The organism is Catenulispora subtropica, from assembly GCF_039531675.1.
GTDB classification, from domain to species: domain Bacteria; phylum Actinomycetota; class Actinomycetes; order Streptomycetales; family Catenulisporaceae; genus Catenulispora; species Catenulispora subtropica.
The window spans coordinates 91,691-113,017 of record NZ_BAAAQM010000007.1; the positions used below are offsets into that span (position 1 = coordinate 91,691).

The following is a 21,327-nucleotide window of genomic DNA, read 5'->3' on the forward strand; positions in this document are numbered from 1 at the left end:
GACCATGCCCTCACATTTCCGCCGCGATCCGGTCCAGGGCGGAATGATAGTCATCAGCGCCGTGCGTTCTGAATCGTCAAGCTGTTCGGTCAGTACCTCGTGGAGCCTGCGAAGAACCTCGGCATCACGTTCTAGTACTGACTCCAGCTGAGGTTTGTTACTGGTGAGGTTGGAGGGGTCTGGCCACGCGGAACGGCCACCGCAGATCATCGTGGTTTGTGAAGTCAACAAAGACCCGAGCAGGCCGGGGACGTGAAGAAGGGAGCACACCGTCGGGGTGCAGCGGCAGTACTCCGGCACCGCCGGGCGGATCGAGATGCGGCCTTCATACTGCCCCTCCTGAATTGATGAACGTTGCCGTACTTCTGATCTACGGGGATTTCGCGATCAGGGTTCTGCAGTGGGCTTCGATGTCCGGGTCCCAGGGGACGCACCAGCGGCCGACGACGGTGTGGCGGGCGGCCAGTCGTCTGTCGTGGATCCAGCGATAGACCACGCTGGGGTTGACGCCGAGGGCCTGCGCGGCCGCGGCGACGGTGATCTCGCCGGTGCGCGGGGTGCTGGGCGCGGGCAGATCGTGGTTCTGCCGGGTCCAGCGCATCGCGGCGATGGTGAACTTCTCGCCGCGTGCGGTGGTCAGACCGTGTTCGTTGAGCAGGGCGACCATCTGGGCGTCGGGCAGTGTGGTGCCGTGTTCCCGGATGAGGCGAGCGGCCGGGAGCTCCAGGCGAGGCGGCTTGGTCGGGATGGTCAGGGTGTCGGTGGCGCCGGTGTGCCAGCGGATACCCAGCCGGATGCGGTCACGATCGGGTTCCGGGAGCACGGTGACATCGGCGATCAGGGTGCGCATCAGCCGTTTCCGGTCCCGGTCGCTGGTGCTGTCCGCGTTCCACAGTGTCTCGACGTCGGCGACCAGTTCCTCCAGGACGCTGCGTTCGGGCAGCTGCGGGGCGGCGGCACACAGATCGGTCAGGGCGTTCTCGGCGTCGGCAAGGACAGCCAGGGCCGCTTCCCAGCGGGCTTCCAGGGTCCGAGCCACCAGCCGGTTCTCCGGTTCGACCTGGCTGAAGGCGCGTTCGGCGCGGTCGGCCTGGTAGTGGGCGCGTTCGCACGCCATCTCGGCGGCGCGGATAGAGCCGGTGGCGCGCACGACGACCTCATCGACGGCAGCCAGCGTATTCGCGACCTCGGCAGGGTGAGTGCCGCCAACAGCAGGCCTGCGACCGCAGCGTCGACGGGACCTGCCGGAACGGTGCGGCAGGTGGTGGACTGGAGCTGGTGGGTCTTGGCCGAGGCGCCGCAAAAGTAGTTCGTGTAATGGTGCGTGGCGTGCGGGTAGTGGGTGCGCATCGGTGCGCCGCACGAGCCGCAGACGATGATCCCCTGGCACAGGGCGCTGCCTTCCCGCGGCGGGCGGGCACCGGCGCGGGTGTGGTTCGCGGCCCGTTCGGTCTCGTCGGCCTCGTACTGCTCCCAGCTGATGAACGCCGGATGGTGGTCGGGGATCAGTACCGGCCACTGCTCGCGGGTCCGGGTTCCGGTCACGGTGCGGACACTTCCGTCGGGCTGCAGCCGCTGGGCCGACGGCCGTCGTCCATAGGCGTAGGCCCCGGCATAGGCCGGGTTGGCCAGGATCGACAACACCCGATCGTGGGTCAGCACGCTCCAGCGCAGCTGCCCGTGGAACGGCCCGTCGTGGACTCGGTAGGGGAACGGCCGACCGGCGAACGCCGAGACCACCGCATAGGCCGAGCCGGTGCGGGTGAACTCGGTGAACACGTCCGTGACGGCGGCGACTACCTCGGCGTCCGGGTCGATGGCGACCTCGCCGTCGGCGTCGTAGAGGTAGCCGACCGGCAGGCGGACGGCCAGATCGCCGCGGGCTGCGGCGGCCTTCTTCGCGCCGTCCAGTCGGGCCTTGAGCAGGTGGATCTCGGTTTCGGACATCTGCCCTTTGAGGCCCAGCACCAGGCGGTCGTTGATGTCGGCCAGGTCGTAGACCCCGTCCTCGTCGATCAGCGACGTGTCCGACAGCCGGGCGATCTCCAGCAGCCGAGTGAAATCCGCCGAGGACCGGGCCAGCCGGGAGGCCTCCAGGCCGACGATCGCCCCGACTTCGCCGAGACACACCCGTGTAACCACCTCCTGGAAGCCACCGCGGCCGGCCGCGGTGCGTCCGGACAGCCCCAGATCCGCGTCGATCACCGTGACCCGTTGCGGCGGCCAGCCCAACGAGGCCGCCGTGCCGGCCAGGTCGTACTGCCGCATCGTGGACTCGGCGTGCTCGCGGACCTGCGCCACGGTCGACTGCCGGACATAGATGAGCGCGACGCGTTCCAGGTGCGACCGGGTGATCTTCGTCGTGCCGTTCACCGCCGCCTCCCTTCAGCGCCGCCAGCGCCATGTTCGCCAGCACCATCACCGGCTCCGTCGCTTCCGGCACCGACGCCATGGCGGACCTCCGGTGAATCAGCGTTTGGTGACGAGCCCTCCACCTGCAGCTTCTCGCCACCCCGCAGGCTGGCGCAACGGTGGCCCGGAGCCTTCGACAACGCATCGACCAGCGCTTTGAGCGCGGTCAGCCCCTCGGCCGACAGCCGGTGCCCAGCCAGCAGCGGCACCTTGTCCGTCCAGCTCAACGGGATGCGCACCCACTCAGCGTCGCCGTCCCCGCAGACGAAGACCAGAGATCCGGCCTTCCGCTCGGTGAACGCCACCGCCAGCCGGCACCCAGCCAGCGGATGGAACGGATGCGTCACCACGACCGAGGATGAGACATCACTACTTCCGATGGCAGTTCGCCGTGCACGTCGAGAACTCCCAGGTCGTCGTGTGTGCAGTGTGGGCCACAACGTGGGGAGCGGCGTTCATTGACCGAGACTTGTATGTCCCGGCGTCGTGGATCGGCGAGCCCGGTCGGTGTGCGGCAGCCGGCCTGCCGGACGACTTGGCGTTCGCCACCAAGCCGGTGCTCGCCCTCGGTCTGGTTGAACGTGCCCTGGCTGCTGGCCACCGGCCGAGCTGGGTGGCCGCTGACGAGGTCTACGGCAACGATCCGGCCCTGCGGGCGGGCCTTGAACGGCACCGGATCGGCTACGTCCTGGCAGCCGCGCGCTCGATGCGGATCAGTATCGGTCCGGCCCGGATTCGCGTCGATGAGGTGGCCGCCGAGCTGCCCGTGCACTGCTGGCAGACGCGGACGGCTGGCGCCGGAGCCAAGGGCCCCCGCTGGTATCAGTGGGCCTACCTGCACCTGGACGACCCCGAACCGCCGGCTGACGGGCAGCGCTGTCCGCTGATACGTCGTAACCCGACCACCGGCGAAACCGCGTTCCACCGCTGCTGGTCACCAGCCGCGGTCGGGCTGTTCAACGTCCTGCTCCTTTGTAGTAGCCGTTCCGGTGCAACGCCGACCGGTGCGCAGGTGACACGGTGGCGACGAGGAATCCTTAATGTAAAGCATCACTGCACGGAGAAGAAAGCACCGATCCGGGCGGAATCCCGTCGGCGGCGACCCAGACGAAGATCGTCATAGCCGCTTCACCGTCATCCGTACCTTGATATTCACCGACAACGGACTCCAGCAGAATGGTCTCCGTGCCGATTCGCAGATCGGCATTGCCCGGCTCAGTCGGCAGGCAGCCCTCGGACGTCCCGACGACAAGTGTTGCCGACTCTTCCAAAACAACCGCCTCCGTGATATTCAATCGCCAGTGGCTGTCCGCCACCGCCAGGAGATCCTTGCCGAGACGGCCGATATCGGTGAGCGGGGGTCGACGCGCCCGAATTGAGCGAGCGATCGCACAGCACAGTGGGAATTGGAAACCATCGCCGGTGTCGACGGTGTTGAACCCATACAGGGGCGCGTAATCCATCCCTTCATGGAGCAGACGAATCGCCGCACTGCGCGCGGCAGGGTTTGCGTGTTCGATGATGTCCAGAAGGATCGGGGCGGCTGCGACAGCAGCGGGATGCACCATGGCGCTGTGATCATGAGTGAGGCCGGCGGCGGACAGCGCAGAAGCCGCGCCTGCCGCCTGGGCAGCAGAGGTTGACCTGCTCAAAGCTCGAAGCGCTGGAGCGATTACTCCCGGCTCGTAGAACTTGGGATATCCGGGAATCGCGAACCAATCGGTTGACTCAATGGCCTCGAACATGGCGGTGATACTACTCCTTCGAACCACGGCACCAAGGGGTCTCCACGGCACCCCGCCGTGGAGACCCCGCCCCGCCCGAAGGCGAGCTTTCACGGTGAATCAGGGGTTAGAAAAACATCGTTCGGCTCCGATGGACAGCCCACCCCATCCCGGCCGTGGAAACCCCGGGAGAGAAGTTCTCAGGTGGGTAAGTGTCCCTGCAGACCATACAAACCGGCTTCTCCTGCGTGATCTTACCGAGGCCGTCGTCAAGGTCCTGCAGCTGGAAGGCCTTCGTGAAGACGGTGGAGGAACGAGCCCATCCCGTCTTGGCGATGATGTTCGGTTCAGCGCAGCTCCCACCGCCCGAGCAGGTAACTGCTATGTCGCCGGTATCGACGTTCAACGCGCCGACCCAGGTCCTCGACTTCTTCGCCAGAACAGGCTGTTGCAGTGCATGGCTGTAAGCGTGAGCAGTCGCATCACCGAGCCGTGCGTCAATATCGCCGTCCCAGTTGTCCGGCGCCGGATAGTGATATATCGGAGGGTCGAAAGCTCCGACCTGGCCGCGTGTGCCTTGCGCCGGCGCGGTGGCAGAGCCAGACGAGCTGCCGCCCGTCACCATGTTGCTTACTTCCGCGGCGGTGACGACACTGGCAACCGCGGCTCCCGAGGTGCACAGCGCCGCGCATGCCGCCGCCGCCCCGTTGGCGAACCCGGCTGCCGCGGCGAGCGCCGGTGTGGCGCCCGCCACCGCCGCGGTGGCTGCTCCCTCAGCCGCGGCTGTGGCGATCGCGGTACCGGTCGCGGAGGCAGCCGAGGCCGCGGCGGACGCGGCCGCCAGACCCGTCGAGGCAGTCTCGGCCACCGCGGCCAGAGCGGGCAGGACCACCGGCGCGGCGACCACCGCGACGGCCACCACCGCGACCACCGCGACGGCCGCGACCACCGCGTGGAACGGGTTGCAGATCCAGCAGCGGCCAGTCGGATCGGCGTTGTTGACGGGGTTGTTCCCGCCGTACGCGTAGCCGCCGATGTCCTGAGGACTGTCGGGCTGGAACTTCGGGTCGACGGAGATGAAGCGGCCGACAGCCGGGTCGTACTTGCGGGCTCCCACGTCCACCAGGCCGGTTCCGACATCGGCCGGCTTGCCGAGGAAGGCGTGGTCGTCGACCCAGCCCGGGGTGGTGGTCTGCGTGACCGGGATACCGCGGGCTTCGCCGTACGGCTTGGTGTAGCGGCGAGCGATGACCTGACCCTGCTTGGCGTCACCCGGCGTGGCGTCGAGCGTGGTGCCGCCGGTGCCGTGGTCGTCGATGACTTCGACGGTCGTGGTGCCGTCGGACCCGACGACGGTGGTCGGAGCGTCAGGGAAGGCGTAGTAGCGTTGAGCGGTCGTCTTCCCCGAGCTCAGGTGGATCTCTGTACTGCCGATGTAGAGCGTCGCGGTGACGGTGCTGCCGGTGGTGTCCCGCCGGATCAGCTCGGTGCCCGCGGCGTCGTACAGGTAGTTGGAAGTGGTGTTGCCGGCGCTGTCATTGTCCTGCGACAGGCGCCCTTCGGAGTCCCACTGCAGGTTCTCCGCGGCGGCCTGGACCCCGGCGCGCGCGCTCACTTGGCGGCTCGTGGTGTTCCCGCTGGCGTCGTACCCGTAGGTGTCGTTACCGGTGGCGCCGCCACTGGTCGCGACCCCGCTGAGCAGGTGTGGGCCGGAGCCGGTCCCGGAGTTGCGAGTGCCGGCGGCAGCGGTGCCGTAGTTGTGGGTGATGTCCTGAGCACCGGTAGTGGCAGCGTGGTCGACGACCTGGACGCGGTTGCCCATGCTGTCGGTGGCCATGCCGGAGCCGGCCGGGCCGTTGAAGTCCTGCCAGTACGGAGCGGGTCCGGCGCCGATGACGTCGGCCGCGGTCGGGGTGGTGTCGCTGCAGGTACCGACGCCGCCGGGGGCGAGGCCGGTACCGAATCCCGTGGGGTCGTCGTTGACGCCGGGCAGGGTGCCCTTGTCAGTCCAGGCGGACTTCAGCCGGTCCAGGGCGTCGTAGGTGAAGCACTGCAGGTCGGTCGTGTGGCCGGCGGCACCGAAGTTCTGTTCGTCATTGACCCCCGTGACCTGCCCGGAAGCGTCGTAGGCATAGGTGCGGTAGTCGACGCCGTAGGACAGCAGCTTCGGCGGGCTGGTGGTGCTGGCGGGGTCAGGTCCGGCGGTGGCGTCGATGAAGCTCTTGGTGACGCGCCGGGTCGGGGTGTCGTACAACTGCTGCTGCACGACCTGGTACGGGTAGTCGCCCAGAGTACGAGAGCTGATCTCGCCGAACGGGGTGAGTTGGGTGTCGGACAGATAGTCGCCGTTGCCCGCGGCGGTGAGCAGCTGGCCGGCGGTGTTGTAGGTGTTGTAGACGGTCTCGGCGGAGAGTCCGGCGGCGGGAACCGCGGGATTGTCGTAGTGGTAGACGCTGCCGGAGACCGGGTTGTAGGCGGTGTTGACGGTGAACGGTCCGCCGAACGCGGCGTCCGGACCGGTGGTCGGCAGAGTCAGGGTGTTGGTCAGCGGCCGGTAGGCGGCGTCGTAGCTGCCGACGGCCTGGGTGTAGGCGCTGCCGCCGGTGCCACTGCCGCCGACGTAACGGATCGACTGGTACGGCTGGTTGGCAACGGTCTGGCCGGGGCGGGTCGCGTCGGCGGCGCCGTCGTAGGTCCACGCCGCCAGCTCGTTGGCGGCGCCTGGTGTCGCTCCTCCGGTGGTGTCGTATTCGTGGCGCTTGCGGCCCAGATTGTCGTAGGTGTACGTCAGCTGCTTGCCACGAGCGTCGGTCGACGACGCGACGGCACCGCCGGGGAGGTACCGCGTCGTGGTGACACCGGCGTTGGGGTCGTCGGACTGCACAGTACGGCCCAGCAGGTCGTCAGTGGTCTTCCAGTAGTTGCCGGCCTGGTCGGTGACCGTGATGACCGAGCCGTTGCCACCAGTGAAGACACCGGGGAGGTCGGTATATGTGTAGTGGGTGACATCGGCGTCGGACTGTGCTCCGGGATTCGCCGGCGGGTTCTCGTGGTACTGCCACCGCTCCGCGGTTCGGCCGCGCACGTCGGTGACGGTGCTGGTGGCGACGCCGCCGGCCGGCGGGGTGACGTCGGTGCGGTCGTCGCCGTAGTAGGTGGTCGCGGTCGACCACATGGTGCCCAGCGCCTGGCCGTTGACCGAGTCCTTCAGCTCGGACAGGACGATGCGGCCCATCGCGTCGTAGGTGCTGACCGTCACGGACGGCACGCTGTTGTCGGCGTAATACAGCCAGCCCGACCCCGGGCCGTTGGTGCCGTCGTAGTGCGCGGCGCTGACCACCTGGGTGCGGCCCTGCCAGTCGTAGCGGGTGTCGGTCACCACCGCGCCGTTCGAGTCGTCGACCGGGGTGCTGCGGGTCTGCACGACCCGCCCGAGCCCGTCCATGATCTGCACGGAATCGGCGTACTTGCCGTTGTCCAGCAGGTTCTGGGTGTCCACCCACGACGGATTGGGCGCGTTGCCGGGCCCCGCCAGGTCGTAGACGAAGTGCTTGTTCGGAGTGGCCTGGTTGGCGGCCTTGTCGTTTCCGGGCAGCCAGACATCGGTGATGCGCCCGGCGCCGTCATAGTTGATGGAGGTGACCCGGCCGTTGGAATCGGTGATGGTGGCCGGCGCCTGCCGCCCGACGATCTCCTTGGTCGTCGACGACCAGCCCTTGACGTTGCCGGTGCCCGCGTTCGGGTCCGCGGTGGTGGCGACGACGGTGTCCGGCAGGTAGTTGCCGGCCGGGCTGTTGGAGGTCCAGCTCGTCGTGCCGTCGGCGTTGGTCGCCGACAGCGCGTTGCCGTAGGTGTCGAAGTCGCTCTTGGGAGTGGACGACTTGCGCATCCAGTGCTCGCCGGAACCGTCGACGCCGGACACGACGTCGGTCTCCGTCGGATCGGTCACCGGGGTCCGGTAGTCGAGTGTGTTGATCTGCCCGCCCGGGGCACCGTCGTAAAGGGTCTGAGTACCGCCGGTCTCCAGCTCACCGGTGACTCCGGTGCAGTTCACCGGAGTGGACGGCATGGTGAACCCGACGGGGAAGGTATAGGTGTGCGTCTGCCACGGGTACGACGTCCACTGCAGGTTTCGCATGTCACCCGGATTCGCCACAGCGGTGGCGTACTGAGTGTCAGTGCAGGTGGCAGGCACCTTGCCGTCAGCCTTGTCGACGGTCGCGAGCAACTGCCCGTTGTAGCCGACGCCGCCGGAGCCGGTGAACGTCGGGACAGTGTCGCCGTAGTAGTAGTCGACCTCAGTCGTGCGGGTCCCCGCGGCCACCTGCTGGTGCGTGATCGCAGCCTGGGTGTGCTGGAACCTGGACCGCTGCCTGGGCAGGGTGTCGTTGGCCCGCTTGTGCTCGGCAGTCGGGGCCGACAGCTCCGGCTTGTCGATGACCTGGGTGAACGCCGGTGCGCCCTGGGCGGCCGAGGTGAAGGTCTCAGTCTCCAGGACTCGGCCGGCGTAGGCGTTGTCGTCGACGTACGCGTTGTTGTCGGTGTCGTACGCGGATGCTGCCGGGGCAGTGCCGTCCAGGTGCTTGTCCTGGTCCATGCCGCGCAGGTAGATGGTGGCCGTCTTGGAATCCTGAGTCAGGTCCGCGAGGCCGCCCACGGTGGCGTCGATCTCGGTGAAGCCGCGGAACTGGTCGTAGGTCCGCATCGCCACGGGGGTCTGCTCGGAATCGTTGGAGTGCCACGACCCCTGCAGCGTGTACGCGTAGTCGGTGCGCACGCTGGAATAGCCGACGGTTCCGGTTCTGGCCGGATTGACACCGGGGTTCAGGGTGGTCATGTCGTCGTGCTCGACGGAGGTCGCGACGTGCTTGATCATCCAGTCGGTGGTGACCGTGCCGGCCGGATCACCGGGCTTGGTGAACAGTTCGGGATAGCAAAGTGTGCCGTTGGAGTCCAAGGCCGGCGCCACGGTGCAGTTCTCAGCACCCTGGATCGGGGTGGTGCCGTCGTAGCTGACGCGGATCGCACCGCCCAGCTCGTCGTCGACGGCGATCAGCCGGTTGCGCTCAGCCGGACCTTGTGACGTGAACAGCGGGGACAACGCAGACCGGTTCGGCAACAGCGTGTAGCCGAAGTGCACCGCCGGGCCGGCTGCGACGTCGTGGACCGCGTCCGTGGTGCCGCCGACGACGGTCGCGGCGCCGGAAGCCGGATCGAAGCCGGTACGGGAGACCGAGTCCAGCATCAACGCGGTGCCGCCGGACTGGATGGCGAACGACTGGCTCAGGGCGTACTGATCCACGGCGATGTAGCCGGCCTGGGCGTCGACGCCGGTGATCGCCGGCTGGCCGCCCCCGGCCACCCGGGCGTAGGTGGTGATCTTTCCCAGGCGCGCGGTCTGGTAGAACGACGGCGAGGTGTTGTTGCACGTACCGGTGGAGTTACACACCTGGTCGGTGGGAGCGTCCTGATACGTGGAGGAGTTGTCGGCAGATCCGCTGCCCTTGACCAGTCCGGTGTTGGCGATGCCGGAGCCGGGCGTCGTTTCGGTGATCTTGTCGTAGCCGGGAGCCAGGGCCGGGCAGTTCACGCCCGGGAAGTCGGCGACGCACCTCGGCAGAAGGCTGTACATCACCTTGGCGGCCGGCGCCCCGGCGGTGGCCACGTCGGCGGCCTTCATGCCGTAGTCGATCTCGGACACGTACCCGCCGGCGGTGTACTCCAGCAACCGGGTGCCCGCTGTGTGGGTGTACCAGTTCTCTTCCCGCAGGTAGCTGTAGCGCGTGAGGTTGCGATGCGGGTCGATGACGAAGTCGAGGTTCCACCGGTAACCGGCGCGACAGTCGACCACGGTGGTGGACGTGGGGTCGTTGCAGGGGGTTCCGGTTCCGGTGCCGTAGACCGGGATGCCCCAGGCGGAGAAGGTCGGGGCGTCGGTCCCGGTGCCGCCTTCCGGCTGCGGAAGGCGGTTGGCGCCGAAGTAGTACTCGGTGCCGTCGGTCGCGGTCAGGCGCCAATAGGCGTTGTTGTCCGCCGGGTTGCCGTTGTAGCCGCCGGTCAGCTCCTCGATGCGGGAGCCGTCGTCCGGGGACAACCGCCAGACGCCGGTCGTGTCGTCGTGCACGATCTCCCCGGAGTGGCCCGGCAGGGAGATGGTGGCGTTCGGGATGCCCTGGCACATGTCGCCGGTGTTGGAGCACGGCGTGAACGTCTTCTCGATGAACCCGCCGCCGGTGTCCCAGCCGTCACCAAGTAATGAGGCCTGCGGATTGGAGTTCGCATTGGCTCCGTCGACGGAGTCCGAGGAGTAGGACAGCGCGACACTCGGAGCGGTACCCGCTCCCAGAGCCGGCGGCACCGAGACCGCGTAGGTGTAGCTGTAGCCGCCGGTGTTGGAGACAGTCCAGGTATCCGACGCCTTCAGCGACGTGGCGTTGTAGTTGCCGTTCGGCGACTGCGGTCCCGGTACCGCGCCGAACACGGCCACGCCGGAGGTCCGGGCCGCCGCATCGGTCTCCATACCAGCGGCTGTGCTCTTCTTGGGGGCCCCGGGTACCGTCACCGGAGCGGTGAGCAGGTGCACCGTCTTGGTGTCGGTGTTGGTGAACGCCATCTGCGTCTGCTGGCGGCAGCTCTTGCTGGTGGGCTGTGTCAACACGCAGTCAGGCAGCTTGACCAGCTTCAGCCGGTCGCCGTAATCGCCGCCGTACGCGTCCTTATAGCCGGTGTAGTCCAGGTTCAGCTTCACGTGGGCCGGGGCGCTGATGCCGTCGGCCCGGGACACCGACACGATCACTCCGGGGATTCCGGCCTTCTGCGCGATCTGCGGGTCCGCAACGGCGACATGGATCACCGGCTGCGCCGTGGTCCCGGCAGCAGGTGTGGCACCCGCCTGAGTGGTCGGGTCCGCCAGCGGGTCGGCCGCGGCCTGCGGGTCCGCGGCGACGGTCACTGGGAAGTCCGGCGCCGACGCCACCGCCGCCTGCGCCGGAGTCTGGTTGTGGGTACCGCCCTGCGTGCCGGCTGCTGCTCGCGGTGCGGCGGCCGGGACAGTCAGGTCGACTGCACCGGCCTTGGGCCACACCGGCGCCGTTGGGGTGGCGACCGCATAGTGCGGCACGATCGCCGGCGGGTGCCCGGTCCGTTTCGTCCCGGGTACCGACGTGGTGGCGGTCAGCGGCCGGGGCCGCCAGATCTGCTTGTTCTTCTTCGCGCCGGTGGCCGCCACGGCTCCGCTCTCGGTACCGGCGACCAGGCCGGCGACGAGCGCGCCGACCAGCAACCATGTCACAGCGGGGCGCGAGCGTTTCAAGGAACGCGCGGGCCGCTTATACGCAGCCTGACGAGGTGGAGACACCGGAAACCCCCAGGGAAACAGAGCACGGAAATCGATCATCAGAGCGATGACCACCGGAAGATAACAGCTTGCTGATTCGCTCGGAAATGTTCGAACCGGGCCCGTCGCCGATTCGTTATCCGACGGCGGACTACCTGGTCAAACACTTGTTGGGCCGGGTTTTCGGCCACTAGCCTGCCCGCCGGTCATGCCTTTCTGGGCACCGACAGCAGTGCTGAAGAAGCTAGGGGGTTCCCCGTGCGGGGACGACAGGCCGGACAGTTCCGGCAGGCGCGGCGGACCGGCCGCGATCAACGAATAAGGCGTCTGAGCCGCGCCGTCACGGCGATGACAGCCGCCACCGCCTTGTTCGGCGGTGGGGCCCTCACCGCCCACGCCACCGACACCGCCGGCGCCACAACCGGACAGTCCACGGCGGGCGCGCACAGCTCCGCGGTCAGGGGCGGCACTCAACCGGCGCCCCCGCTGACGCCGAAGCAGCAGGCCGACCAGGCCGAGCTGAACGATCTGCACGCTGCGAGCGCGCAGGCGAAGAAGACCGGCAAGCCTGTGACCGTGGATTCCCAGACCACTGACCACTCGACGGTCGTCGCCCTGCCCAACGGTCACTTCCAGTCCCAGGACTACGTCACGCCTCAGAGGCTCAAGCTGTCCGGCGCCTGGACGCCGATCGACTCCACCCTGACGACCGCCGCCGACGGCTCCTTCGCTACCAAGGCCACCACGGTCGCCGTCACCTTTTCCGGCGGCGGAACCGGACCGATGGCCGTCGAGGACGATCGCGCGGGCCACAAGCTGGCCGTCTCCATGCCGGTGACGCTGCCGAAGCCGACGATCTTCGGCAGTACAGCGCTCTACCCGGATGTCTATCCCGGCGTCGATCTCCGTCTGACCGCCACATCGGTCGGTTTCAGTGATCTGCTGATCGTGCACGACGCGACGGCTGCGGCGAACCCAGCGCTCAAGACGCTGCACATGACGACGGTCGGCACGGGGGTGACCGTGTCCACCGGAGCCGACGGGTCGATCCACGCCAAGGACGCCGCCGGCCACGACGCGTTCGCCAGCCCGCGACCGGAGATGTGGGATTCCACGGGCGCAACCCCGGCCACGGTGGCCGCGCTCACGTCCCACGCTGCCGGATCAGCGAAAGCACCGAACTCGGATGACGCCGCGTCCGACCCGTCGGTGACCGGCAAGCACGCCGCGATGCCGGCCAAGTCCTCCGGCGACGGTGTCGACATGACTCCAGACCAAGGACTCCTGAAGGGGCCTGGGACCCACTATCCCGTGTTCCTGGACCCGGCGGTGGCAGTACCGCAGGTGCGCAACTGGCTGGAGGTCTACCAGGCCGGGGACCGCGGCTACTGGGACGGGCAAGGCTACGTCTCGGCCAATCCCGACGTCGCACGGGTCGGGCACAACGCCTCCAGCCCCGCCGGACCGGTCCGCACCCTGATCGACTTCTGGCCCGCCGGGGTCCCCAACAACGCTCTCATCTCCAACGCCACGGTGATCCTCAGCCACGACGGCGGCGGCAACTCCTGCACGCCCAGCGACGCCTTCCAGCTGTACCGCACCAATCCGATCGCCCCGGGGCAGACCTGGTCCTCGGTGGCCGTGACCGGCGGCGGATTCGTCAACCAGCCGCAGCCGGTCTCGACGGCGAACTGCGGCAACGACGGCAGCCTCCGGCTGGACGACAAGCAGCAGCTCATCGACATGCAGTCCCGCGGGAACCTCGAGGCCACCGTCGGAATCCGGCGCGTCGACGAGTCCCAGCAGCAGGTCGCGTTCTGGATGACCGGCCCGGCGGCGGCCCGCGTCGAGGTCGACTTCGACACCCCGCCGTCGTTCTACGGCCTGGCGGCGGAGAACACGAACCTGTGCGGCGGGTATGGGAACCCCACCGTGCTGCCCGCCACCGCCACGACCGACTACACCATCGACAACTTCGTCGCCGACGACGGCAGCGGCCACAGTCTGCAGGTCGAGGACGACGTCTGGGACGGCGCCAACCGGATCGGGACGTTCACCGGCAACGGCAACTCCGGCACCGTCTCGGTCCCGATGAATCTCAACCTCGCCGACGGCCACGAGTACTACATGACCGGCCGCGTCTGGGACAACGCCACCAACCTGTGGACCGACCTGCCGCCGAACTGCTGGTTCACGCCAGACCTGTCGGCTCCGAAGCCGCCGTCCGTCACCTCGTTCAAGGACGGCTCCGGCAATCAGCTGTTCCCTTCGATGGGCACCGGCAAGGAGTCGATCCCGACAGCCGGATCGCCCACCGGTTCGGGTACCAGCTACGCCGGGGCGTTCACCCTCGGCAGCAGCGTCACCAACCCGCACGTCTCGCTGGCGAAGTTCGAGTACGCGCTGAACATCGACGCCTCGCACGCCGGCCCCAACGGCAACTGCCCGGCCGGCGCACAATGCGGTGAGCTCCTGGCCGGCTCCGGCAACACCGCGGTGCTGAACCTCAACAGCGGTTCGACGCACCTGGGCGTCAACGACCTGGCCGTGCAGGCCGTGGACTCGGTCGGCAACGTCTCGCCATGGTCGCATTACATGTTCTACATGTCTGCGACGTTCCAGAAGACGGTGTGGGGCAACGTGCTGGGCGACGGGATCCCGGACATCGTCACCGTCGCCCCGGATCCGGCCAACCCGAACGTCAAGGCCCTGCTGACCTTCCCCACCAACCACGACCCGTCGAAGTCCACGACGCCCGGCTGGGGCGGGAACTGGATCGTGTCGGCCCCGGCAGCGTCCGCGCCCAACGGCCGCACCTGGGACGGCGCGCTGATCACCCACCGCGGTGCCGACCGGGTGGTGCCCTGGGACGACCTGTTCGCCTGGCAGGACGGGGCGTTGTACTACTACTTCAACACCTTGTCCGGCACCGCCAATCCGACCGGTTCCCCGGTCAACGCGTTCGCCAAGACCAGCAAGGGCGTCGTCACCCGGCCCCCGGCGCCGGTCTGCTCCGGAACCTGTGCGTACTACGGCCCCGACTGGTCGGGAGTGAAGCAGATCCTGGCGATCGGCCCGATCGCGGGCGGGGCACCGGGCACGTTCGCCGGCAAGACCTGGCTGATCACCGTGGAGGCCGACGGGCCCAACGGAACGGGCGGCAATGTGTGGGCCTACCCGCCGGCCGGCATCGGCCAGCTGGGCACTCCCAAGCTGATCTCGTCCTGCCAGCCCGGCGTCGGCGCGGGCTGCCCGCAGAACTGGAACTGGGCCAAGACCACGCTGGTCTCCCCGGGCAACGCCGCCGGGCATCCGGCGATCGGCGGCTCGACCTTCAACGGGCTGCCGGACCTGTGGGTCCGTGACGAGTCCAACCCCGGTCACGACGTGACTTGGCAGTTCGCGAACCGCATGGCCAACGGGGTCGAGGACCCGACCGGGCTGGGCGACTTCACCACCGCCACCCAGATCGGCACGGCCGGGCAGCTGGACTCGAAGACCTGGCCCACTCTGGTCTCCGACGGCAACATCCTGGTCGGTGACACCAGCCCCTCGCTGTGGGGAGTAGACCTCAACGGCAAGCTCGACCTGATCCACAACGTGTCCGCGACCGGTGCGGCGATGAGCCCGTCGCAGTTCATCGCGACCTCGTCGACGACCACGAACTGGCCGGGCTCGTACAACATGTCCACCATCGACACCGCGCCCCTGTCGGTGTCCTCCGGGCCGCTGACCTCCAACGTGTCCGCCAGCGGCGCACTGCGCTGCCTGGATGTCCCGAACGGCTCGACGGCCGTTGGAACAGTGCCGCAGCTGTGGGCCTGCAATGGCGGGGCTGCGCAGGTGTGGACGTTCACCAAGGACAGCACCATCGCCTACGCCCCGGCCGGCAGCGGCCCGTCGGCGATGTGCCTGGACAGCGGCGGTGCGGGCCAGGGCGCCCAGCCGTATCTGGCGGCGTGCAACGCGTCCGACTCCCAAATCTGGCGGGTCATCGAGTCTGGCACCGCGACCGGGCAGATGTCGCTGTGGAACAAGGCATCCGGGCTGTGCCTGGACGACCCCAACTCCGCCACAGCACCCGGCACCGTCTACCAGCTGTATCAGTGCAATGACACGAACGCCCAGCAGTGGACCCCGCCGTCGGCGGCTGGGAAGAACCTGAGTGTCGAGGCCGAAACCCTGACCACGTCGAACACCACCGGCACGATGAGCGTGCAGACCAACGGCGGAGGGATCGCCTTCTCCAACGGCGCCCAGCTGTTCGATTCCGCCGCCACAGTGAACGCCGGCTTCACTGTGTCCTACTACGTCCCGGTCGGAGGGGTCTTCCAGGTCGCACCGGCCATGACCAAGGCCAACGACTACGGACAGGTGCAGGTCACCGTGGACGGCGCGGCCACCCCGTTGCCGAACACCTACGACGGCTACGCCCCGGCCGTCACCGCCCCGGTCCCGTTCACCTTCGGCACCGTCGCGCTCACCGCCGGGATGCACACCTTCACGTTCACCGCGACCGGCACCAACGCGTCCTCGGTGAACAACCGGTACAACATCGGCGTCGACATCCTGAATCTGAACTACACCCAGGTGACCTCGCCGGCAGCGGCACTGAGCCTGTCGTCGAGCAGCGTCGCGGCTCCGTCGCCGGTCACCGCCGACGCCAGCCACAGCGCACCCGGCGGCGCGCCGATCGCGGCCTACGGGTTCGACTTCGGCGACGGCACCGTTCTGAACGGTACGGCGCCTACCGCCAGCCACGGATACGTGTGGACCGGCGCCTCGGCGACATACACGATCAGGGCTACGGTCACCGACACCGCCGGCAAGTCCGCCAGCACCAGCCAGACCGTGACCGTCACCGCCCCGACCGGGCCGACGGCCCTGGTCGACGCCGCGGCCAAGGCCCCTGCCAACGTGGCGGTGCCGATCTCGGCTGCGTCGTCCACCCCGGGCTCGTCGCCGATCACCAGCTACACGTTCGACTACGGAGACGGCTCACCGGTCGCGACCGGGTCCGCTGCGGCCACCAGCCACACCTACACGACAGCGAACACGTACACGATCAAGGTCACCGAGACCGACGCGGAAAACCTGACGTCCACGGCCACCACGCAGATCGTCGTCGGCGGCTGGCCTGCGGCCGGGTACGTGCAGCGGGTGGGCTCGGACGCCAAGGCGACCGGCATCCAGCCGTCGATGGCGGTCAACCTGCACCCGGCCAAGGACACCGCCCCGGGCAACGCCCTGGTGGTGTCGGTGATGCTGACCAACGAGCTGTACGGCAACGTCACCGCGTCCGACAGCGCGGGCGACCAGTTCACCGTCGTCAGCGACATCAACAACGGCACCGTCGGACACCGGCTGGTCACCCTGGCCGCGTTCCGGACCCGCGGCTTGAACCTGTCGGACACGATCACGGTGAACTTCGGCCGCTCCGCCGAGCACCAGATCGCGATCGACGAGTACGCCGGCGTGAAGGCCGTCGACCAGGCCAACGCCGCGACCGGGGACGCCACCACCACGTTCAACTCCGGCTTCGTCCAGGCCACCCGGCCCGGCGAGATGGTGATCGGCACCGCGGGCATCCACAAGACCGCCCCGCCGTCGTTCGCCGCCGGATGGACCGGGCTGCCGCAGTTGCAGGTCCCGACCGGCCAGCAGCCGGACTACCTGATCGCCGGGTACCAGCCTGCTGCGGCACCGGGCTCGTTCGCGGCCACCGGGTCCTCCACCGGCATGTGGATGGCAAACGTGGCCAGCCTGGTACCGAACGTGGTCACCGGGGCGATCACCGCGGCGCCGTCCGCCGGCCTGGCACCGCTGCCGGTCGCGTTCGACGCCAGCGCCTCGAGCCCGGGACCGAACCCGATCACGAGCTACGCGTTCGACTTCGGAGACGGCAACACCCAGGCCGGCAGCGGCAACCCGAAGACGAGTCACACTTACGCCAACCCCGGCACCTTCACCGCGAAGGTCACCGTGACCGACTCGGCGGGTGCCACCGACACCGTCAGCGTCCAAGTGGTCGTCAGCGCGGCCCAGAAGCCGCTGGCCGACCACGGCATGGTCGCCTACCACGTCAGCCCGCCGACCACGAGCTCCACCAACCCCGACATCACCACCTCGGTGGGTACGCACCCGCTGTCCGCGGTGCCGGCCGGCGACACCCTGGTGCTGTCGATGATGATGACCAACTCCAAGGGTGTGAACCCGACCGGCTCGGTCACGGCCTCCGACACCCAGGGCAACGCCTATGTGCAGGTCGGCACCGCCATCACGGACAACGCCGGCGACTACGTCGTCGCCATGGCGGCCGTCAACATCAAGAAGGGTCTGGGCACCGGCGACACCATCACCGTGAACTGGCCCTCCAACAAGGAACACCACCTGGCCGTGGAAGACTTCTCCGGGGTCTCTGCCGTCGACCAGTTCAGCGGCTACTACGCCAGTCTGGCCAAGACCGGCGGAGCTTTCACCTCCCTGCCGGTGACCACCGGCGCCGCCAACGAGTTGCTCTACGGCTTCGCGGGCATCCAGGGTGGCAGCCCGCCAGTCTGGGACACCGGCTGGGCTCCGGGGAACAACGCGCTGGTCACCAACCGGACCGACCGGCTGATCACGTCGGCACGGCTGGTCGCCGCGACCGGCTCCTACGCCGCCACCGGTACCGCCTATGCCGCCTACATGGCAGGCATCGTCACCCTGCGATGAAGCAGGCTTGACGCAGTAAGGCAGGTGGCCCGCCCGAGTCCGGGCGCCCCACCTGCCTAGTGACGGGGCGGTTCGACTGCTTGCCTGAGCAGTCGAACGGCCCTTCTTCCGTGCGCGGCGCTATGACCCTGTCGCACCTACACGGCGCTGGCACGCCTGGCGTCGAGCACTTCCGCAAGCGCCGCCAGGTTCTTCGTGCACTGCCTGAGGAGCTGCGAAATCTGAGCGATGCAGTGCACGGGAATCGCCTCGGCTTTGTCTTGGCACTGACCCGCGACGGCCACGCCTTGGTCGAGCCACCGCAGCAGATCTCGGCCGGAGTCGGAATAGCGCAGCATGGGGTCTCGGCGCAGCGCCCCCATCAGACTTTCGAGGTCGGCGGTAACCTGCGGCCGGCGTGCCGCCTCGGTAGCGGAGGGCTCAGGCCCGAGCGGCATCGAGACCGGCCTGCTCCCGGTGGGCACGGGTTCGGCTCCGGCCAGCACGCGCTTGCGAACATCCAGCGCCGTGCTGACCGAGATACCGGCCTCGCGGGCGATGGTGCGCAGCGAAGCGTTCGGACGCTCGGCGATGATGGTGCTCGCGGTCAGCCGCCCCTCGGCGGCGAGGCGAGGGCGGATACGGCCGTCGGCGCCGACCCTGGCCGCGCCCGTACCGGGGCCCTCGACAGCCGCTCGAATCGAGGCCACTGTGGCCGGGGCCATTCCGACGCTCCGCGCGATTGACCGATCGGACAGTTCGGGATGCGTTCGCATCAGCCGGGCGGCCGCGGCACGGCGGTCGGCCAGGCTCAGCGGCTTACCGTTTGCGATGTTCGCCTCGATGCTCAGCCTGAAGACCTCGTCCACCGCGCAGTCGACGAGGACCGCGTCGATGTCCGATCGACCCCGCAGGCGTGCGGCCGCGAGCCGGTGCATCCCGTCGACGACCATCAGCGTCGAGCGGTGCACAGCTATCGGAGGAAGCAAGCCGATCACTTCGGCCAGCGTCCGCACATGCTCCGTGTCTAGCCCCCGCAACCGCGGCGAATCCGCGGCCCGCAGATCCTGAATCGACAGTCGAACGACAGAAGAGGACATGGAAACTCCAGAAGTGAGGCGGATTGCACCGCGCTCCGCTGACCCGTTGGGCTCCATGCTGAAAGCTGCTGCTCCCAGCCCGGTCACAGACCACTCACAGGGCCGTGGACAGTCTTGGCGTCGGGCGTGAACGCTGGCTAACATCTCGCTCACAGGGCTTCCGACCTGCACATCCGCTGCATCCAGCACGACCACTACGGGGAATCGATGCTTCACGACGTCAGCTTTGGTCTGCTCGGGCCGTTGTCGATTCGGGACCGGGAAGGCGAACGTCCTATTCGTTCGACCCATCAGCGGATACTCATCGCGGCGTTGCTTCTGCGCGCGGGCCGCCTCGTCTCGACGGATGAGCTCGTCGAACTCGTCTGGGAGGAGCAGGCGCCCGGCCGCCCGCGGCAGGCCTTGCAGAATCACGTGATGCGGGTGCGCCAGGTTCTCGGGCTCACAGTGGCCGAACGCTTGCGAACTCTGCCCAGCGGCTACGTCCTCGATGTCGAAGCCGGTGAACTCGACATCGACCGCTTCACGGTGCTCCAGGCACGCGGGCAGGCCGCCGCAGCCGTCGGGGAGTGGCGGGATGCGCGCAGCCATCTGGACGCAGCCCTGGATCTGTGGCGCGGCGAGCCGCTGATCGACATTCCGTCCCCAAGCCTCCAGGACGAGCACTGTGATGCCTTGCGCCATCACCATCTACTCGTCCGCGAAATGCGAATCGACGCCAGCCTGCAACTGGGCCGATACACCGACGCGGCCGGAGAGCTGCGTGCACTGACGGCAGCGTATCCCTGGCGTGAGCGCCTCCGCGGCAGGCTGATGATCGCGCTTTACGGCGATGGCCGCCAGGCCGAAGCGCTCTCCGTGTTCCGCGACTTCCGGAACGCGGTCACGGAGGAGCTCGGGATCGAGCCCGACGCGGATCTGCAGTTGCTTCACCAGAGGATACTGGGCCAGGATCCTGTGTCCTCCCTCCTGGAGCGGGTCAACGAGGCGTCGCGGCTTCCTCAGGGCAACGAGGCGGACACGACGCCTGATGACAGCTCAGGATCCAAGGCAGCCGAGCCGGCGGTGCCGCAGGTGGAACCTGGAGGTCGGCTTTTCCACCCCCAGCGGCGTGGCGGCGGATATCACCGGTTCAAGCCGTCCACGGCTGTCATGATGGCGGCGGCGTTCGTTGCCGGACTGCTGTTGGGGCGTCCGCTCCTCGGAGGCGAAGCGCGTCCGCCGGCAGCCCCGGACGCCGAACTCATCGGGGTCGAAGATCCGCTGCCGCCGGTTCAGAAGACGTCGGCGGACGGGGTCGTCCGCTTCATCGGGAGGGTGGGAAGCGATGCTCAGATCCTCTCGACGACAAGTGTCGACGTTCCTGTGGAGAATCCGGTCACCACGGGCGACACCGTCATCGTGAGCTTGGGCTTGACGTCCACCAGCGCGGGGGCGGTGACCGTGACCGACAGCGCCGGAAATGTGTACACCCCGGTGGGCGATGTCGTCGACGCCTACTGGCACCGCACCCTGATCTACGCCGCGTTCAAGGCGGGGGCCCTGAAGACCGCGGACCGCATCACCGCCACCTACCCGAGATCGAGCAAGTACCACATCGCGGTGGACGAGTTCCGGGGCGTGACGGGGGTGGGGGCGAGTGCCAGCGGCTCGAACGTCTATGAGCAGAACGCCTCGTCGTTCACGACCAGCAAGACCCCGCTGAACTGCAAACGAGGCGACTTGTTCGTGGCCGCCGTCGCGTCCAACTCCTCAGGGGTGCCGCCGAGGTTCTCCGCCGGATGGCAGACGCTTCCGATCCTCAAGCTGTCGTCGTATCGGCTGACGACGGCGTTCCAGTACGTGACCGACGACGGGAAGTGTGCGGCGACCGGGCAGACCCGCGCCCAGTGGGAGGCCATCGCGGTCGTCTTCCACCGCTGAGCGGTCGCGGAGAGCGGGCAACCCCCGACGCCACGACGCATTGCGGCGTTCGAGCATCAGGTCGAACACCCCTTGTAGAACACGGGTTTCGCGGATTATCTTGCACGCCGATCATGCCTGTCGCGATCACAGATCGACA

Annotated in this window: 9 protein-coding genes; 3 read left to right on the forward strand and 6 right to left on the reverse strand. The window is 68.2% G+C overall.

From position 1 onward, the window contains the following. Positions 1-370: 370 nt before the first annotated feature. From ABD466_RS08790 to ABD466_RS08800, 3 genes are read right to left on the reverse strand one after another with little or no spacing between them, the layout of a single operon-like run. Positions 371-1,039: a helix-turn-helix domain-containing protein gene (locus ABD466_RS08790; RefSeq protein ID WP_344656462.1), complete on the reverse strand. Its 669-nt coding sequence runs from the start codon at positions 1,037-1,039 to the stop codon at positions 371-373. Beyond that, a complete protein-coding gene (locus ABD466_RS08795) occupies positions 970-2,373 on the reverse strand; it encodes a recombinase family protein (RefSeq protein WP_344656463.1) in 1,404 nt (467 codons plus the stop codon). Before ABD466_RS08795 ends, ABD466_RS08790 begins: the two co-directional genes overlap by 70 nt. Further along, positions 2,370-2,759 carry a DUF5372 family protein gene (locus ABD466_RS08800; RefSeq protein WP_344656464.1) on the reverse strand — a complete coding sequence of 130 codons (390 nt, stop codon included), beginning with the start codon at positions 2,757-2,759 and terminating at the stop codon, positions 2,370-2,372. Before ABD466_RS08800 ends, ABD466_RS08795 begins: the two co-directional genes overlap by 4 nt. An 11-nt stretch (positions 2,760-2,770) precedes the next feature. On the opposite strand from ABD466_RS08800, the gene ABD466_RS08805 reads away from it, so the two are divergent. Then, a complete protein-coding gene (locus tag ABD466_RS08805) occupies positions 2,771-3,535 on the forward strand; it encodes an IS701 family transposase (protein ID WP_344656465.1) in 765 nt (254 codons plus the stop codon). On the opposite strand, the gene ABD466_RS08810 is transcribed toward ABD466_RS08805, so the two are convergent. Continuing rightward, positions 3,450-4,157, reverse strand: coding sequence for a hypothetical protein (locus ABD466_RS08810; protein WP_344656466.1), 708 nt, complete (start codon positions 4,155-4,157; stop codon positions 3,450-3,452). The genes ABD466_RS08805 and ABD466_RS08810 overlap by 86 nt on opposite strands. A 106-nt stretch (positions 4,158-4,263) precedes the next feature. Further along, a complete protein-coding gene (locus ABD466_RS08815; protein ID WP_344656467.1) occupies positions 4,264-11,427 on the reverse strand; it encodes an RHS repeat-associated core domain-containing protein in 7,164 nt (2,387 codons plus the stop codon). Between the two features lie 393 nt (positions 11,428-11,820). Here ABD466_RS08815 and ABD466_RS08820 point away from each other — a divergent pair, with 393 nt between their 5' ends. Beyond that, a complete protein-coding gene (locus ABD466_RS08820) occupies positions 11,821-18,186 on the forward strand; it encodes a PKD domain-containing protein (RefSeq protein WP_344656468.1) in 6,366 nt (2,121 codons plus the stop codon). Positions 18,187-18,323: 137 nt separating this feature from the next. On the opposite strand, the gene ABD466_RS08825 is transcribed toward ABD466_RS08820, so the two are convergent. Further along, complete coding sequence (locus ABD466_RS08825; RefSeq protein WP_344656469.1) at positions 18,324-19,265, reverse strand: ParB/RepB/Spo0J family partition protein; 942 nt, start codon at positions 19,263-19,265, stop codon at positions 18,324-18,326. Positions 19,266-19,472: 207 nt separating this feature from the next. On the opposite strand from ABD466_RS08825, the gene ABD466_RS08830 reads away from it, so the two are divergent. Continuing rightward, positions 19,473-21,188: an AfsR/SARP family transcriptional regulator gene (locus ABD466_RS08830; protein ID WP_344656470.1), complete on the forward strand. Its 1,716-nt coding sequence runs from the start codon at positions 19,473-19,475 to the stop codon at positions 21,186-21,188. Positions 21,189-21,327 lie beyond the last annotated feature (139 nt).

What these genes read in the sequence shown, in the direction of transcription:
- ABD466_RS08805 (WP_344656465.1), top strand. Translation starts at nt 2,771, where the DNA reads ATGAGACATCACTACTTCCGATGGCAGTTCGCCGTGCACGTCGAGAAC.
- ABD466_RS08810 (WP_344656466.1), bottom strand. Translation starts at nt 4,157, where the DNA reads ATGTTCGAGGCCATTGAGTCAACCGATTGGTTCGCGATTCCCGGATAT.
- ABD466_RS08820 (WP_344656468.1), top strand. Translation starts at nt 11,821, where the DNA reads ATGACAGCCGCCACCGCCTTGTTCGGCGGTGGGGCCCTCACCGCCCAC.
- ABD466_RS08825 (WP_344656469.1), bottom strand. Translation starts at nt 19,265, where the DNA reads ATGTCCTCTTCTGTCGTTCGACTGTCGATTCAGGATCTGCGGGCCGCG.
- ABD466_RS08830 (WP_344656470.1), top strand. Translation starts at nt 19,473, where the DNA reads ATGCTTCACGACGTCAGCTTTGGTCTGCTCGGGCCGTTGTCGATTCGG.